This window comes from Mucilaginibacter limnophilus, from assembly GCF_004005815.1.
In the GTDB taxonomy this organism is placed as follows: domain Bacteria; phylum Bacteroidota; class Bacteroidia; order Sphingobacteriales; family Sphingobacteriaceae; genus Mucilaginibacter; species Mucilaginibacter limnophilus.
Window position 1 is genome coordinate 114,575 of sequence record NZ_SACK01000001.1, and the last position, 14,697, is coordinate 129,271.

Annotated in this window: 14 protein-coding genes; 8 read left to right on the top strand and 6 right to left on the bottom strand. The window is 38.2% G+C overall.

The features are described 5' to 3' along the window. Nucleotides 1–56 precede the first annotated feature (56 nt). From EOD41_RS00450 to EOD41_RS00470, 5 genes are all read left to right on the top strand, one after another. A complete protein-coding gene (locus EOD41_RS00450) occupies nt 57–3,275 on the top strand; it encodes a glycosyl hydrolase (protein ID WP_127702821.1) in 3,219 nt (1,072 codons plus the stop codon). Nucleotides 3,276–3,484: 209 nt separating this feature from the next. Then, the gene (locus EOD41_RS00455) at nt 3,485–5,386 is read left to right on the top strand and encodes a PAS domain-containing sensor histidine kinase (RefSeq protein ID WP_127702822.1); all 1,902 of its coding nucleotides are present in this window, start codon (nt 3,485–3,487) and stop codon (nt 5,384–5,386) included. A 149-nt stretch (nt 5,387–5,535) separates the two neighbouring features. Continuing rightward, nucleotides 5,536–6,186: a response regulator transcription factor gene (locus tag EOD41_RS00460; RefSeq protein ID WP_127702823.1), complete on the top strand. Its 651-nt coding sequence runs from the start codon at nt 5,536–5,538 to the stop codon at nt 6,184–6,186. A 272-nt stretch (nt 6,187–6,458) separates the two neighbouring features. After that, the gene (locus EOD41_RS00465) at nt 6,459–6,815 is read left to right on the top strand and encodes a single-stranded DNA-binding protein (RefSeq protein WP_127702824.1); all 357 of its coding nucleotides are present in this window, start codon (nt 6,459–6,461) and stop codon (nt 6,813–6,815) included. Nucleotides 6,816–7,041: 226 nt separating this feature from the next. Then, entirely contained in the window at nt 7,042–7,923 is an 882-nt protein-coding gene (locus tag EOD41_RS00470) for a manganese catalase family protein (protein WP_127702825.1), read from the top strand. Nucleotides 7,924–7,988: 65 nt separating this feature from the next. Here EOD41_RS00470 and EOD41_RS00475 read toward each other — a convergent pair whose 3' ends face one another. Both EOD41_RS00475 and EOD41_RS00480 read right to left on the bottom strand, forming a co-directional pair. After that, nucleotides 7,989–8,315, bottom strand: a complete 327-nt coding sequence (locus tag EOD41_RS00475) for a single-stranded DNA-binding protein (RefSeq protein WP_127702826.1) — start codon at nt 8,313–8,315, stop codon at nt 7,989–7,991. 37 nt (nt 8,316–8,352) lie between these two features. Beyond that, nucleotides 8,353–9,207 carry an ATP-grasp fold amidoligase family protein gene (locus EOD41_RS00480; RefSeq protein WP_127702827.1) on the bottom strand — a complete coding sequence of 285 codons (855 nt, stop codon included), beginning with the start codon at nt 9,205–9,207 and terminating at the stop codon, nt 8,353–8,355. A gap of 238 nt (nt 9,208–9,445) precedes the next feature. Here EOD41_RS00480 and EOD41_RS00485 point away from each other — a divergent pair, with 238 nt between their 5' ends. Both EOD41_RS00485 and EOD41_RS00490 read left to right on the top strand, forming a co-directional pair. Further along, nucleotides 9,446–10,489, top strand: coding sequence for a hypothetical protein (locus EOD41_RS00485; protein WP_127702828.1), 1,044 nt, complete (start codon nt 9,446–9,448; stop codon nt 10,487–10,489). 27 nt (nt 10,490–10,516) lie between these two features. Next, on the top strand, nt 10,517–11,515 hold the full coding sequence (locus tag EOD41_RS00490; RefSeq protein WP_127702829.1) for an NHL repeat-containing protein: 999 nt from the start codon (nt 10,517–10,519) through the stop codon (nt 11,513–11,515). A gap of 83 nt (nt 11,516–11,598) precedes the next feature. Here the strand turns inward: EOD41_RS00490 and EOD41_RS00495 are convergent, their stop codons facing one another. Next, nucleotides 11,599–11,949 (bottom strand): helix-turn-helix transcriptional regulator, encoded by a 351-nt coding sequence (locus EOD41_RS00495; protein WP_127702830.1) that lies wholly within the window; start codon nt 11,947–11,949, stop codon nt 11,599–11,601. A 156-nt stretch (nt 11,950–12,105) separates the two neighbouring features. Then, nucleotides 12,106–12,495, bottom strand: a complete 390-nt coding sequence (locus EOD41_RS00500; RefSeq protein ID WP_127702831.1) for a response regulator — start codon at nt 12,493–12,495, stop codon at nt 12,106–12,108. A gap of 362 nt (nt 12,496–12,857) precedes the next feature. Here EOD41_RS00500 and EOD41_RS00505 point away from each other — a divergent pair, with 362 nt between their 5' ends. Then, nucleotides 12,858–13,304 (top strand): hypothetical protein, encoded by a 447-nt coding sequence (locus tag EOD41_RS00505; protein WP_127702832.1) that lies wholly within the window; start codon nt 12,858–12,860, stop codon nt 13,302–13,304. 95 nt (nt 13,305–13,399) lie between these two features. Here EOD41_RS00505 and EOD41_RS00510 read toward each other — a convergent pair whose 3' ends face one another. Together EOD41_RS00510 and EOD41_RS00515 are read right to left on the bottom strand one after the other, a co-directional pair. Beyond that, nucleotides 13,400–13,753 (bottom strand): helix-turn-helix domain-containing protein, encoded by a 354-nt coding sequence (locus EOD41_RS00510; RefSeq protein ID WP_127702833.1) that lies wholly within the window; start codon nt 13,751–13,753, stop codon nt 13,400–13,402. A gap of 92 nt (nt 13,754–13,845) precedes the next feature. After that, entirely contained in the window at nt 13,846–14,370 is a 525-nt protein-coding gene (locus EOD41_RS00515; RefSeq protein WP_127702834.1) for a UpxY family transcription antiterminator, read from the bottom strand. Nucleotides 14,371–14,697 lie beyond the last annotated feature (327 nt).

A 14,697-nucleotide genomic window follows, 5' to 3' on the forward strand; every position in this document is an offset into this window, starting at 1 on the left:
CATTATAAATCCGCTTAGCAAGTTTTAAAAAAGCTTGTTGCAAGCACGCTAAAATTATGAGAAAGCTGTTTTACATCATTTTGATTATAGGATCATTTTTGAACGCCCGTAGCCAGGCGCAAGCTCCGGCTGACTTCACAGCCATCCACAAGACTTTCGTTAACATTCCTGATTCTGTTCAAACAAGTATTTACTGGTACTGGATAAACGGCAACATCTCAAAAGAAGGCGTTATAAAAGACCTTGAGGCTATGAAAAAGGTTGGTATAAACCGGGCGTTTATTGGCAACATTGGTTTAGATGAAAATCCGGGCGGCGTAAAGATGTTTTCTAATGAGTGGTGGGATATACTGCATGCGGCATTAAAAACAGCAACCAGGTTAAATATTCAAATAGGTATCTTCAATGCACCAGGCTGGAGCCAATCGGGAGGGCCGTGGATAAAGCCTCAACAATCTATGCGGTATTTAACCTCATCACAAGTAATGGTAAAAGGGCCTTATACTTTCAATAAAACGTTAGCTAAACCGCAGGCTGATTTTCAGGATGTAAAAGTGCTTGCATACCAGGTAACAGATGATTTTGGAACTGATATTAGTATGTTAAAGCCTGCACTTACAACTGAGCCTGCAACAGATTCACCTGCTAAGCTGATGGATCATGATCTATCAACATCAATTCCGTTAAATGCAGGAAAGCAGTTATCGTTAAATATCGACACAAAAAGCCCATATACTATCCGCAGTATAATCATCAACACGACAAATCAGACTGTATACCTCGAAGGAGATATACAGGCAAAAATCAATAACAAATATGTTATAGTTAAGCATTTTGCTATTGATCGCAGTAATTCGGCATTAAATGTCGGTTTTATACCTTTTGGTCCGGCGGCGTTCTCAATTCCGGTAACCACATCAAACAGTTTTAAGGTAGTTTTTACCAAGGTTTCATCAAACTCGGGTATAGCCGAAATAGCGTTATCGTCTACGCCAAAGGTTGAAAACTATATTGAGAAATCTCTGGCTAAGATGTGGCCAACACCGCATCCTTTATGGGATGCTTATCAGTGGGCTCCGCAATCTGCAACAAACTGTAAGTACTCGGTTGACCCTGCAAAGGTTTTAGATATATCCGCATACATGAATGCCGACGGTGTTTTAAACTGGAAAGTACCGGCAGGTAAGTGGGTAATTGAACGTACAGGCATGGTACCCACAAATGTTACCAATACACCTGCACCGGCTGAAGGCCGCGGTTTGGAGGTTGACAAAATGAGCAAAGGACATGTGGCCGCACATTTTGATGCTTTTTTAGGTGAGATATTAAAGCGTATACCTGCAGAAGACCGTAAAACGTTTAAGGTAGCTGTTGAAGACAGCTATGAAACCGGCAGCCAAAACTGGACTGATAACTTGATTGATGATTTTAAACTGACCTATCGTTATGATCCCATTCCTTATTTGCCGGTTTTACAAGGCAGGGTTGTAGGCAGCGAAGACAGATCTGATAGGTTTCTATGGGATCTGCGCAGGCTGATAGCAGATAATGTATCATTTAAATATGTAGGTGGGCTGCGTGAAATAAGCCACAAGCATGGCCTTACCACATGGCTGGAAAATTATGGCCATTGGGGTTTCCCGGGTGAGTTTTTGCAATATGGCGGCCAGTCTGACGAGATAGGAGGTGAGTTTTGGACAGAAGGCGACCTGGGTAATATTGAAAACCGTGCAGCTTCTTCCGCAGCCCATATCTACGGTAAAACTAAGGTTTCGGCTGAGTCATTCACAGCCGGCGGTGCTGCGTTTGTACGGTATCCGGCTATGTTTAAAGCCCGGGGCGACCGATTTTTTACTGAAGGCATTAATAACACCTTATTGCATGTGTACATACACCAGCCTCAAGATACCCTTTTGCCCGGCGCTACTGCTTTTTTCGGCGTTGAATTTAACAGGCTGAACACCTGGTTTTACGATATGGACGTAGTGCTTAAATACTTAAAGCGTTGTAACATGATGCTGCAGCAAGGGCAATACGTTGCTGATGCTGCTTATTTTATTGGTGAAGATGCGCCTAAAATGACCGGTGTAACTGATCCGCCCTTGCCACAGGGATATTCATTCGACTACATAAATGGAGATGTGATTAAACAAAGGCTTACCGTTAGCAAAGGTAAATTAATGCTTCCCAATGGCATCAGTTACAGCATACTGGTTTTGCCTAAACTCCAAACTATACGCCCTGAAGTATTAACAAAAATTAAAGAGCTTGTAAAGCAAGGTGCAGTGATATTAGGCCCTAAACCTAACAGGTCGCCAAGTTTGGCCAATTATCCGGATGCCGATATTCAGGTGAAAAAAATAGCCGATGAATTATGGGGCAATATTGATGGTGTGAATTTTAAAGCTCATCGATATGGTAAAGGAATGGTAATAAGTGGGATGGATATGCAACAGGCATTAGATCTTGTAAAAGTTGCGCCTGATTTCAAGATGAGTAAGGGTGATGAGGCATTATTTATACACAGGCAAGTAGGTAACGCGGACATATATTTTATATCCAATCAAAAGAATAGCACTGTTAAAATTGAGAGCGCGTTTCGTGTGACAGGTAAAAGCCCCGAGTTATGGAATGCAATAGATGGCAGCACAAGGACTCTTCCAAATTACAGCGATAACGGGCAAACTACCAAGGTTCCTCTTGAACTTGCGGCCAATGAAAGTGTATTCGTTGTTTTTAAAGAGGATGGAGGGAAAGCCGATAGCTCAAAGTCCAATTATCCTTCTCCCAAGAATGTAATTACAATTGATAAGCCGTGGACCGTTAAGTTTGATAGCAAAATGCGTGGGTCTATTAATCCGGTTGTGTTTGATTCACTAACTGACTGGTCTAAGAACGCTAATAGCAGTATCAGGTACTATTCGGGAACTGCATGGTATAGTAATTCATTTAAAATAAATGCCTTGTCGGGAAAGTCAAATTATGTGATTGATTTGGGCGCTGCGTATGCCATAGCAAAAGTTGTTGTTAATGGTATTGAAATGGGAGGCGCATGGACGCCGCCTTACCGGGTAGATATTACTAAAGCAGTTAAACGCGGTATCAATAAGCTGGAGATAAAAGTTGTAAATACCTGGGTTAACAGGTTGGTGGGCGACAGCAAACTTCCGCCTGAGCAACGGAAAACTTCGGTAAAGTTTGGCCCTGATCCTAACGGAGGCCTGCAACCATCAGGCTTAATGGGGCCGGTTGTAATAAATGAGATTACTTATTGATGTAAGTAACAATTTTAGTCGCGGGATATAAACACAGGTTAATTCATATTGATAGCAGCGCAGTGGCTCGTGTGCTATTCACTTCCAATATTTTAAATTGGCGCTTTCGCCAAACGTAGTTATATAATTGTTTTGTTTAAATGCACATATAAAATTATATAGCAGAAGGTCAACTTAGTATTTAACTTTACATTATATATGTTTATATAATGGCAAGTCGTCGGCAAGCAAAACTAGTGTTGAAGCAGGAAATAGCAAATGCTGAAAAAGCATTGAGTGAAAGCGAGGAGAAATACCGGTTGATTTGTGAAAGTATGGATGAAGCACTTGCGTTATGCCTGGCTGTGCGCAATGCTGACGGGCAGTTGGTTGATTATTACTGGCTCGAGGTAAATAAAGCCCAGGAACAGTTGACTGGCCTTTCCCGTAACCAGATGATTGGGAAGCTGCGCAGCGAGTCGCCCCTTTATCCGGATGTTAAATCAATGCAACTATTCAACAAAGTACTTGATACAGGCCAGCCTGTACATTTTGAAACTAATTGGCCTGCTAAAAACGGCTGGATAAATGTTAGGGCTTTTCCGCTTAACGGAGACAGATTTGTAGCACTTACTTATGATATTACTGAACGTAAAAATGTAGAATTAGCTTTACGTAAAAGCGAAGCGCGTACACGTGAGATAATAGAAACGGGCGCTGTATCAGTGCTGTTTTTTAACAATGAAGGTGTGCTGATTGATGCCAATGACGTTTTTATTGAAAGTATGGGCTGGACAAAAAACGATATTGCATCAGGTAACATAAGCTGGCGAACCATAACACCGCCCGATTGGCTCCCAACCTGTGAAGTACTTGAGAAGCAACTATCAGATACCGGGCACATCCAGGCATCAGAAAAAGAATATCTTTCAAAAGACGGCAAACGCTCGTGGATGTTGTTTGCAGCCCGTAAACTAGGCGACGGCACAATTGTAGAGTTTGCAATTGATATTAATGCCCGCAAACGTGCCGAAGCCGCCTTACGCAAAGCTGAACTGCAGCATCTTACTCAACTTGAAAACGAAGTACATAAAAGAACAGCAGAACTTAAGGAAAGCCATGATTTACTGCAGGCAACGCTTGATAGCTCATCTGAAATGATCCAGGTGTTTAAGGCTATAAGGGATGAAGATGGTAAAATTACAGATTTTGTATGGGTGCTTAACAATCATGCATCCGAACAAATTTATGGAGATGTGATTGGCAAAAGCTTGTTACAAAACAACCCCGGTGTAGTAGCAACAGGCATTTTTAATAACCTGATAAAGGTTACTGAAACCGGTGTGCCCCAACAATATGAAAAGAAATATGTACACGAACAATTTAACGGATGGTTTTACCAGTCAGTAGTTAAACTGGGCGATGGGGTAATTACTAATACTACTGATATAACTGAGCGAAAACGGGCAGAGCAACGCTTGCGGAGAATCGAAAAGGAACAACAGAAAAAGATATTTCGTATCACACTTGATACACAGGAAGAGGAACGCCGCCGCATAGCTGAAAATTTGCACAACGGCTTGGGGCAGCTGTTATATGGCGTACGCATCAGTCTTGCTCATCTTACACTTGAACAGGCAACTGATAACCCTGATGAATTTAAAAAAGACAAAGCATACACCGATAGGTTATTAAGTGAAGCCATCACCGAAATCCGTAACATCTCGCATGAATTAGTGCCGGCTGTATTTGAAGAGTTTGGCTTAACTGCTGCAATTGATGAGGTATGCAAGCAATTTCAAGATAGTTTTATACTGAATTATAGCATACAATTACCACCAAAAGAATTAGATAAATACCTTCAATTAACCATTTACAGAACTGTACAGGAATTACTTACCAATGTGGTTAAACATGCTAAAGCAACAAAAACTGACTTTTCGATATATACAAATAACAAAAATATCGTTATAGTTATTAAAGATAACGGGTGTGGTATAACCCTTTCAAACAAAACAAACGGTGTTGGCCTTACCTTGATTAAGGCTAAAATTAAGTTGCTTAATGGAAGTTTAACATTAAGCGAAGGAAATGATAACGGAACTATGGTTACTGTTACGATACCGTTTTAAATAATTATATAATAATAAGAGTGTAAACACTCAATTTAATTCTTATTTTAAGGTTTAACTGATTTTTAAGTACATTCCCTCCTTATAGCCGATATAAAGTTTGAGCATTCAGTTTATTGATTGCCTTTTATTGTGCTAAATATTTTTCTATGATAAACATCTTATTGGCTGAAGATCATAATGTAGTACGTAATGGCATTAAAAGCTTACTGGAAAAACAAACAAATTTAAATGTAACCGGTGAGGCTGTAAATGCAACAGAAACAATACAATTGTTAAAATCAGGTACTGAAGTTGATATTTTATTGACTGATATAAATATGCCTGGTTCAAACGGCTTCGAACTTAGTGAACAAGTAAAGCTATTGTATCCGGATATAAAAATTGTTGTGCTAACCATGCTCGATAGCGAAAAGCACGTAATAAAGGCATTTAAATCAGGTGCTTCAGGTTATTTGCTTAAAAATGTTACTGCTGAGGAAATGCTGTTTGCTATACAGCATGTTTATACCAACGCGCGTTATCTATGTATAGAGCTGTCATTACGGTTGTTAGACAGGTTGCTGTACTTACCAAATGTCCCTGAGTTTGATAATAATCACCATGTTGAGTTTTCGGAGCGCGAGCTCGAAGCCCTTGAACTAATAGCACAGGGCTTAACTAATGAAGAAATTGCATCCAAATTGTTTACCAGTAAACGTACTGTCGAGGGATACCGTAAAAACATGCTTCAGAAAACCGGAACGGCTAACACTGCTGCTTTAATCAGATACGCTATACGTAATAAGATTATTAACTAAAGGTTTATTTATTTCGCTTTATTAGGATGTATTGGTTGATGTTTTAAATTAAAACTATAATTTTAGTATTTATAGCGTGTTTAATACAGTATTTATACTTATTGGTCATTTTTTCAACGTCTTACTTTTACAACCATAGTGTTTGCATGCAAGCGTTAGCAATCGGAAGTTATTTTGGCTGCTACGCATTACTAAGCCCTCTATGTAAATAGTTTTAGGCTATTAATACACTTTTATTTTTGCTTGATTTTATTAATTTAATTAATTATCCGATGTTTAGTAATAGTGGTATTAACAGAGTGTTCCTGGCCGGAACTATTGTAAAAGATCCCAGGTTTCATAAAAATACATGTTACCATGATATGGTTTGTTTTCAACTGGTTACACATGAACAGTATCCGGGTAACGGAAAAATGGTCGATCATTTTGAAACACATTATATAAAAGTACCATCATCAATACTATCTTTTGAATTATTTAAAGATCAAACAGTACATGTTGAAGGGAAAATCCATACCGAATCATTTACAGATTTGCAAAATATCCGTCGTTATAAAACAGAAATTATTGCTTCCCGTGTTGTTATGCTGACGTCTTTAGAAGTAACTAAAATGGCGACTGCCTTATAATAAATTTCTTGTTTAATTGTGGTTTAACTGTTGTTAATTATAAAATCTGTAATTAAAAATATTTCTCTAAAGGAAAAACATTAAACTCTGATTGCAGTTCTATAAGTGTATTAATTATACATTATTAGAAGCTCCTCACCTGTGCGTTTAAATATAGCGTGCTTAATTCATGCCGTTAGGTTAATAACTGATTGTGAATTTTTATTTATCATTTAAACCAATAAGTATGTTCTATCACGACAAGAAACTACAGTACGAGGTACGTGTAGAGAAGCCTAATCCGGCGTTTGCAAAGTTGCTTCAACAGGCAATTGGAGGCATTGAGGGTGAAATCAGAGTATGTTTGCAGTATTTATTTCAGGCATGGGGTAATCGTGGGCCAACTAAATATCGCGATATGCTGCTTGATACCGGTACCGAGGAAATATCACACATAGAAATGCTGAGCACTGCTGTGGCCCTAAATCTTGAAGGTGCTACCCACGAACTAAAAGACAAAGTTGCTGGTGAAAATCCTATTGTTAGCAGTATTTTAGGCGGAATGGATCCGCGGCATGTACTTTCATCGGGCTTGGCGGCTATGGCAGTTGATAGTAATGGTGTGCCGTTTAACGGCTCGTGGGTAGTTGGCAGCGGTAATATTGCTGCTGATATGTATGCAAACGTAATGGCCGAATCAACCGGGCGTGTACTTGCAACAAGGCTTTGGGAACTCACTGACGATGCAGGCATGAAAGATATGCTGGCATTTCTTATTGCGCGTGATACCATGCACCAAAATCAATGGCTTGCTGTAATTGAAGATTTGGGTGGTGTTAACGCAAACTTACCTATACCAAATACTTTTCCAATGGAAAACCAGGTGCGTGAATTTGAGTATGCTTTTGTTTCCACTAATATCGAGCAGCCGCCCGCACCGGATGCACGCTGGGCCAGCGGGCCGTCTATTGATGGAAAAGGCGAGTTTAAGTATATCTATGCCCAGCCAATGGGTCAGGAGCCTAATCTCGGCCCGCCTGATGTTAAAGGCTATGCCCAACAACAGCAGATGACAGGAGCTGCAGACGGCGGCATACTTGAAAATATCAAAGACACCATATTGCCATAAAAAGCAATGCCTGCGGAATTCCGCAGGCATTGTACCTTAATTAAAATGCTATGTTTTATTGAAATTTATGGTTTAAAAGGCTCAATATTTATTACCATTACGTCCGTTTTATAACGCTTAACGTTACTTTCATCAACAAACGAATAAGTATGAAGCTTTCCTTGAATATAAACCATATCTCCGCGGCTTGGAAAGTGCCTCTCATGTGACATCTTATCTGCCTCTATTTTTATGTTATGCAACTCTTCATGGTTGTTGATTCCGCTTTGTGATTTTATTACCTCGGCCGTAGCTATGGTAAAACACAAATAGCGGTTGTTTTTGAAGTGGTGCCAACGAGGTTCGCGGGTTACGTACCCAACCAAATAAACCTTATTAAGTCCGGAATTCATTTTCTGGTAAATGCTGATACTTTTAAATAAATTAATGTTATATCATACCGTCGCAGTATTTTTTCCAATAGGATGTAAATAGCTTGCTGGCATAAGAGGTGGAACTGTTACCCCTGCTTGGTGTTGGAGAAAATTCGCCAAACACAGCGCCTTTGCTGGTTGCATAATAATCAACACGTACAAATATTTCATAAGCTTTGCTCAGTTTCTTTACATCTGCTATCATTTCATCCAGGCAAGCCGGCGGCTGCTGATGTATTCCTTCAGGATAGCTGTTTACCAATGATTCGGTTTGTATCCAGTCTTCAGTATAGGCAGTTTGATAACCAGTTTTCGGGCTTGTGCGGTTTATAACCAGTATAGCTGCAATTTTACCATTGAAAGCAAAAATTTTATAATCATCAAGTATTTTGTGCTCGCCCTGTTCGTTTGTCAGAAATTCTTCTACCAAAAATTCAAGTTTCGGATTTTCTTGCAGATATGAGTTTAAGCAATTAATTATTTCAGTATGCGTGTAATATGTTTTATCAAACAAATTATAATCGCCATCCATTAAAAATACAGCGCTGCACGAGTGCCCTATGGTAGGCCTGATAACATATTGTTGTGGTAGTTTATAAAAATTGATGTTAACAACATCTCTGCCTTTCCAATATAAATCGGGTACCTTACAGCCGTACATTTTCGCAAACTCACGCGAGTTGTATTTGTTGCTTAGCTTGCGTTGCCAGTTAGGTACGTTTTTCCATTTTTCAATGGGATCCTCAGCACTCATTACAGTATTCCGGATAATTTCGGCTTCCGGGTCGTTCCAAAATTTTTTATGCCGTGATTTAATGCGTTTAGAAAATTCGCTTTTAGGTTTCAATGCGGTTAGCAATGTTTGCATCATAACAGTTTATATTTGGTTAACTGAGGCGGCAAATGTATATATTCTTTCTTTTCAGGAACATCTTTTAACTTTTGAAGTGTGCTGTTGTGTCTAAAAGTGTATAAAACTGTGCTAAGTTAATTTTTGTAAACAATTGATATGAAGGTGTTTCACTAAACTTCATAATAAACGCACATTCACTTTTAGATGCACAATATTTTGTATAGGGTTGGTAATATTGCTTTATAATTAAAATATTATGAGAAGAGTAATACGCCATGCAGTATTCACATTAGGGGCGCTCAGCCTGCTGTCATCATGTAAAATGGATGAGCCCGAATACCGCGAAAACAAGGCAGCCGCAGCCGTGCAGGTTCCTGCGTACAGTGTTTTTCATATTGCCGGTGGTGCCCAGCCGGCCGGCCAGGACGGTGAAGGGACTGCGGCAAACTTTAACCAACCCAACGGTCTTGAATTAAAGCCCGACGGCATTTTATATGTTGCGGACACGTACAACAATTTATTACGTAAGGTAGTTGTAAAACCGCTAAATGGAAACCCGCAACAATATGTTGGCACCGTAACTACACTTAATACGCCTGCAGGAGCAAACGGGTTAGCGCTTTATCATCCTGCACGGGTTGGCGTGTCTGACAATGGTACGATAAATACCATTTTCCGCTCGCCTAATTCACCATTTTTAATATTTGGCAGAATTTATACACCCGACGGCGACATATTTACCCAACAAACCGATAGAATGGCCGCTACCGGGCTTACTAAAGAAGTGTACGGCGATTATTATTGGTTTACAGGTTATTTATCGGTAGGTAAATTTTGGGCCAGGCATATTCAAATGCCTAACATCAAGCTTCCGCTGGATACTTTTATCACGTACGACGCCAATGGCCAATCGCACGGGGCGCAATATCCACGATCTATTTTTTCGTGTAAAAACGGTGTTAAATACATGGCTTCAACCATGCAGCTCTATAAACTTACAAACAGTATGCAGGTGAGCAAAATAAAACCGATAGTAATTTACCCTGCCAGGCCATTTAATGATATAACTGATATAGTGGCAACAGCCGATGGTAAAACCATTTTTCTTGCTGACGAGGGCGTTATAAAAAAGGTTCAAGATGGTATTGTTACTACAATATTACCTATAGATGATGTTACCGGCAAAAATGGATATGCCTGGGGACTGGCCCTTGACGAGAAGAATAAAATGCTTTATTTCTCTGACCGGGATTATAACCGTATTAACATACTAACCCTACCTGGTTATGTAGCTCACTAACTTTTTTTACAAATAAATTGAGTAACAATGAAACTATTCATAAAACTATCAGCTATTTGTTTGCTTTTTTTACTTGCAATAGCCGGATGTAAGCGTGCCAGGCTGGATGATCTTCAGGGAAAAAGAACAGAAGCAACCGGAGATCAGTATCAAGTAACAACGCTTGCCGGTGTATCTTATCAGGAAGGCACAAATGACGGAACCGGTAGTGAAGCGCGATTTACTAACCCGTATGGTATTGCGCTTGATACTGCCGGCAATATCTACATTGCAGACATTAACGGTAATAACATTCGTAAAATAACAAACGACAGTGTAGTTACCACCGTGCCCATTCCGGGCGTAACTGTATTTGGCCCCGATGAAATAGCCGTTTCTACAAACGGAACAATAAACTTTACACAGGTAGGTGAGTTTAGTCCCACCTTGATTAGCTACAGGCCTGGCTCGGCCGCCGCAGCTATTGTAAGAGCTAATCCGGGCAATGAAGATTATCAATTTTCAGGTATGGCGTATGATGCTTACTATGATAAATTATATTTAACTAATCATGCAGCAGTTACTCTTGATTTTCAGATATATTCGGTTCAGCCACATAAAAAGAATTTTGATCTGTACCTGTTAAGAGTTGATTCTGTTGGATTAGGTTATCAATTTGCAGATATAGCCACATGCAGAACCGGCGACAAGTTTGTAGTATCAAACGGCAATCAGCTATATAAGATCAGCCCTGAAAAAATTGTATCAAGAATTGGCGCTCAATTCAGTTTTTCAAACGTAACCGGATTGGCGCCTACCAGATACGGTAAAATTTTATATATCGCCAGTTTTGAAGGAATTTTCAGGTTTAATCTGGTAAATCAAACCTTAGATAAACTGGCCGGGCCAAATCAAGCTTTCCCTGATGGCCGGGATGGAGTAGGGCTTGATGCCGATGTAAGGCCTTATAAACTGGCACTTTCAAAAGATGAAAAAACGCTTTACTTTACTGATGTAACCACCATTAGAAAACTAGTACTTGAGTAACCATAGGCCACATCGCATTTAAAACAAAAAAACCGTTCGATTTGAACGGTTTTTTTGTCAGTTTGAAATAGAAAGGTTAAGTGTTACATTACATGTAGGAGTGTATCATTATATTTTTCCAATAAATTTAGATACTTGTTTTTCCACCTTTCAGTTTCGTCAAATAAAGGTTCATTAGCCCTTTGGGTAAATGGCTGCCTTACCTGATAGATCTGCTTAAAATCATCATGAGTAAATAACTCAGGAAATTCCTCAGAAAAGTCGTGCCGTAATACACATCCAACACGATAAATGATACTGGCCTTTAGATTTTTTTGAGTAAACCAGTTGTAAACAGATCTTCGGTTTACTTGTGTACATCTTGCCAGGTCGCTTATGCTGTAGCCGTTTTTCCTGATCCTGTACTCAATAATTTTTCCATGATGTTTTTCCATAATGTTTAGTTAAAAATAGGTTTTAGTGTGTAGATATTAATGTTTGTTTTACATGATTTTAAGTGTTACTTCAAAGTTAAATATTTTTATATGTGTATAAATACTATTAGTTTGTCAATTTATACGGTATTATAACTCAATTTAATATACATGAAACTAATGAGGTTCTAATATTTGTTCAAGCCGTTCTGATGTAATAGGTTTCACAATGTATGATTTTACAAAGTCGTACATATCAGTTCTTTTTATTTCAGACGGATTAATTGATGATGAAACAATATGTATTTCAATTAATTTATTAAGCTGCGGATAGAGATCTTTAAATCTATCTAAAAAGGCCCAGCCGTTTAATCCGGGCATGTTAATGTCCATAAAAATTACTTCCGGTAATTCTGAGGTGTCTTTTTTATGAGCTGATAGAAAGCTAAGTACATCATAGCCGCTATAGCTATAAAAAGTTTCGTGGGCCAGCTTATACCGGTTCAACATCCTTCTGAATATGAGGTGTTGAATTGGATCATCATCTAAAACCATCAATTTACACATGTCATCCTTAATTTAAACACCATAATTACTCGGTACGCTGATGTGTTTTGTTGTAAATAATTGTAGCCGCATTGGCTATAATTAGTATTATAATAACTAACAAAATAATGCTCATTCTTTAGTGTTTTATATTTATGTTATCAAAAATATAATATAAAAAGTTAATTATTAACGAATTGTGTTGCTTAATGCCGTCCATTTAATTTCCCGCTTTTTCATATACTTATACACTTTGTGTGAAATAATATATAATTATAGGGTGCTTGTCGACATATTTACTCGATATGCTATACACTTATCAGATAACGGAAGTTTGGCATGGGTAAACGTGTAAATTTGTTGTAAATCAAAAAGTTAGTCCTATGAGAAATTTTATCAAAAACTATGATCGTTCGCTGCAGACGAACACCGGCGCAAATGGGCACCTGCGCATTTTTAAGAAAGGCATGTTGCCTGCTTTATTATTTTTAACAATAATATTTGTGGGCGGCTGTAAAAAAACTAAACTTCCGGTTGAAAAGGAAGAGTCATATTACGGATACGGAAAATTAACTGTTGAATGTGAAAAAAAATGTCATGTGTCATTCGGTGTACCAGGAAAAATGAATGAATATGATGTTGAGTCAAATAAAGCAATTTACTTTTTCCGTTATCAAACCAAGTACAATATTGACATCTATGTTACGCCGCTTGACGCAAAACAGACAATGGAAATAAATGTGTTTAGTAGGGAAGAAAAGCAGATATTTAATAATTCTGTCCGCAGGGATGTTAATGATACCTGGTATAGTAAAATATTGGTACCATAAAACTGGCAACTATCATTTAAGATAAACGATTTAATTGTAAAGGCATCCTGTTTATTCAGGATGCCTTTTTTGCAGGTAGGTGCAGGGTATAAGAATCAAGTTTCGTTTTGCAGTTTTTTACTTAACAGATTGTTATAACGTTCGAGTAACTCAATGTATTTATCTTTCCAGGCAACCATTGGTGGCGTGTCATTAGAAGAGATCTCACTGTCAATATGCTTTTCAGTTTTTTCAAAATCATCTTTGGTAAACAATTCAGGAAACTCAACTGAAAAATCATGATCCAGAATACAACCAATCCGATGAATTATTTCAGGTTTTAGATATTTTTGGTTAAACCAATTATAAACCGATCTGCGGTTTACATAAGTTAAACGGGCAAGTTCACTAATGCTGTAGCCCTTTTTTCTGATTATAAGCTCTACAATCTGGCCATAATGTTTGTCCATAGTTTTTGAGTTTTTAAATCAGTATACTGTAAGTTCTATTAGAATTATTTACAGCCTAATAGCAACCACCTGTTGGCATAGCCAAACGGAATTTAACAGAGTACTGATTCTGGTTTAGGTGATAGTTGTTTATGATTTATTTTAATGGTTAACGCGCAATTCATGTACTTAATAATCATTATTACTTGTTTCCCTTGTATTTTTTGTATCTCGCCGGTGTGATTTGAAAGTGGGCCATCCACTATTTTCACAATATCGCCAATATGAAGGTTGCCTAAAGGTATAGCCTCAATGTTACTATGTTCTTTAATAGCTGATTTTATCAGCTCTATCTCATCGTTAGCTATAGTAGCTGGTTTCCCGCAATAGGTTATATAATTGATCACACCGGGTGTTTGAAGTATCCGGTTATATAACGAAGGCGTAGCTTCTACAAAGATATATGAATTAAAAAGAGGAATTTCAATGATTTTTTTCCTATCGGCCCATTGGCTTACTTTTTTTACAAGTGGACAGTAGGATCTTATATCCTGTTCGCTTAGCATTTGGTGGATTTTTTTTTCCCAGCGCGAGCGTGTATAAAGTACCAGCCATTCATTGTTTTTTAAGTCTTTCATGGTTAATTAGGAGTTACAAATGAAAGTTATTTACACTATTTTACACTTTTTTATAAAAACTTATCGTTTTGTATTATTTACCCTAAAATAAGAGTTAAAAATTGCGAAAGTTTTAATTCTTCCTATGTTGTGTACCATAATGTGCCATTTGTGTAAGATTTTAATATGAAAATACACAGATAATTCACAACAGCATTTTAGCATTTCCCGACATTATACAATCCTATCAACAAGAGTATTGCGCACTCCCCGGAAGTGTCTCGTAATCAGTAAAATTGCGTTGTCTTTAACCTCTGGTTGAAAATTTTTCAATATTATATGTTGGTG

Excerpts from the sequence above, each read along its gene's own strand:
- EOD41_RS00450 (WP_127702821.1), top strand. The coding sequence starts at position 57 with ATGAGAAAGCTGTTTTACATCATTTTGATTATAGGATCATTTTTGAAC.
- EOD41_RS00455 (WP_127702822.1), top strand. The coding sequence starts at position 3,485 with ATGGCAAGTCGTCGGCAAGCAAAACTAGTGTTGAAGCAGGAAATAGCA.
- EOD41_RS00460 (WP_127702823.1), top strand. The coding sequence starts at position 5,536 with ATGATAAACATCTTATTGGCTGAAGATCATAATGTAGTACGTAATGGC.
- EOD41_RS00465 (WP_127702824.1), top strand. The coding sequence starts at position 6,459 with ATGTTTAGTAATAGTGGTATTAACAGAGTGTTCCTGGCCGGAACTATT.
- EOD41_RS00470 (WP_127702825.1), top strand. The coding sequence starts at position 7,042 with ATGTTCTATCACGACAAGAAACTACAGTACGAGGTACGTGTAGAGAAG.
- EOD41_RS00475 (WP_127702826.1), bottom strand. The coding sequence starts at position 8,315 with ATGAATTCCGGACTTAATAAGGTTTATTTGGTTGGGTACGTAACCCGC.
- EOD41_RS00480 (WP_127702827.1), bottom strand. The coding sequence starts at position 9,207 with ATGATGCAAACATTGCTAACCGCATTGAAACCTAAAAGCGAATTTTCT.
- EOD41_RS00485 (WP_127702828.1), top strand. The coding sequence starts at position 9,446 with ATGAGAAGAGTAATACGCCATGCAGTATTCACATTAGGGGCGCTCAGC.
- EOD41_RS00490 (WP_127702829.1), top strand. The coding sequence starts at position 10,517 with ATGAAACTATTCATAAAACTATCAGCTATTTGTTTGCTTTTTTTACTT.
- EOD41_RS00495 (WP_127702830.1), bottom strand. The coding sequence starts at position 11,949 with ATGGAAAAACATCATGGAAAAATTATTGAGTACAGGATCAGGAAAAAC.
- EOD41_RS00500 (WP_127702831.1), bottom strand. The coding sequence starts at position 12,495 with ATGTGTAAATTGATGGTTTTAGATGATGATCCAATTCAACACCTCATA.
- EOD41_RS00505 (WP_127702832.1), top strand. The coding sequence starts at position 12,858 with ATGAGAAATTTTATCAAAAACTATGATCGTTCGCTGCAGACGAACACC.
- EOD41_RS00510 (WP_127702833.1), bottom strand. The coding sequence starts at position 13,753 with ATGGACAAACATTATGGCCAGATTGTAGAGCTTATAATCAGAAAAAAG.
- EOD41_RS00515 (WP_127702834.1), bottom strand. The coding sequence starts at position 14,370 with ATGAAAGACTTAAAAAACAATGAATGGCTGGTACTTTATACACGCTCG.